This window comes from Mesocryomonas lacus (genome assembly GCF_055730105.2).
Map to the genome: position 1 here is coordinate 1 of NZ_JBUZWF020000023.1, position 676 is coordinate 676.

1 protein-coding gene is annotated in these 676 nt (G+C 55.5%); it reads left to right on the forward strand.

Annotated elements, in window-relative coordinates:
* The coding region (locus ACZLZQ_RS24265; protein ID WP_472951884.1) for a methyl-accepting chemotaxis protein at positions 1–483 on the forward strand (483 nt) is incomplete at its 5' end.
* Between the last annotated feature and the right edge of the window lie 193 nt (positions 484–676).

Genomic DNA, 676 nt, shown 5'->3' on the forward strand with positions numbered 1-676 from the left:
GTGCGTGGTCTGGCGCAACGATCCGCGGAAGCTGCGAAGGAGATCAAAAACCTGATCTCCACCTCTAGTGCTCAGGTAGCCAAGGGCGTGGAGCTTGTATCGGCCTCTGGCGGCTCGCTGAAAGAGATCGTCATTCAGGTTGGAGAAATGACCAATGTCGTCGCAACCATCGCCGCTAGCGCAGGCGAACAGGCCCACAGCTTGAAGGAAGTTTCGATGGCTGCGGATAATATGGACAAGGTGACCCAACAGAATGCCGCGATGGTCGAAGAGACAACCGCGGCGGCGCAGACCCTATCAAGCGAGACAGAAGAGCTTGCGATCCTGATTGGCCGGTTCCGAACACAAGTTGATAGCCAATCGAACCGACCATCGGCGAAGTCCCATTCGACGGCGCATCGTCCTGTAGTCCAAATGCGCACAGTTAGAAGCAAAGGCGGCGCTGCTCATGATGAGGCGGCGAACGACTGGGCCAAATTCTGAGCGCACAGGGAGGCTAGGTCGTCATGACCAAGAACAGACGTTTCCGCAGCTTTTCGCTGGCTCAGCTGGAAAGCGTTCAATTGATGGCAAATGGTTCGCTTTCCGTAGTGGGAGTAAGCGGATCAGGTGACGCTGTTGCAATGATCGTTCATCCAATGGCGATCGATGAGCTGCTAACAGGCCTAGAATTTCC